The following is a 632-nucleotide window of genomic DNA, read 5'->3' as shown; positions in this document are numbered from 1 at the left end:
AATCACTGTAACATTTAACCAACCAGTTGACAAAACAAAAGCAGTTATAACTGTTAACAGAGGTCCAGTCGCTGTAAATACTGAAAGCATAGTATTTGCTGATGATGCTAAATCAGCAGTTATTACAACTGTAACTAACCTTATTAAAGGTGATTACACTGTAAAAGTAAGTGGATTAACAGATGAAGCTTTAACAGCAACATTCTCAGCTGAAGATGTTAAAGTTTCAAAGATTGAATTGTTGTCAGACAAAGCTCCTTTAAAAGATTTGAGTGGAAAAGAAGCAACAGTTCTTTATAGAGTTCTAAACCAATATGGTGAAGAAATGACAGGACAAGATATTGTTTGGACAGCTTCTTCAGGAAGTACATCTGATAACCGCGCTGGAGTTTTGAAATTAACAACAAGTGGAATATTTACTCCTAATCAAGTTGTTTATTTGACAGGTGTGCATGCAGCATCTGCTACAGTACTAAACGCACAAGTAACTATAGCTATGCCATCAAATGTTGATACAATAGAATTCAAAGGCATATATGACACAACAAATAATGTAATGGTTGATTCATTACCATCAGGTTTTGCAGCAAATAGATATCGATTACTATTTAGTGCAAAAGATCAATATGGTA

Annotated in this window: 1 protein-coding gene; it reads left to right on the top strand. The window is 34.0% G+C overall.

Annotated elements, in window-relative coordinates; translation table 11 throughout:
* On the top strand, positions 1 to 632 hold a 632-nt coding region (locus R7P64_RS24320; RefSeq protein WP_318124174.1), incomplete at both ends, for a hypothetical protein.

Origin of the sequence: Vibrio sp. 2304 (genome assembly GCF_033339475.1) — a bacterium.
Classification (GTDB): domain Bacteria; phylum Pseudomonadota; class Gammaproteobacteria; order Enterobacterales; family Vibrionaceae; genus Vibrio; species Vibrio alginolyticus.
The sequence above is the reverse complement of the archived record's forward strand: the minus strand, read 5'-3'. Positions and strand labels throughout refer to the sequence as shown.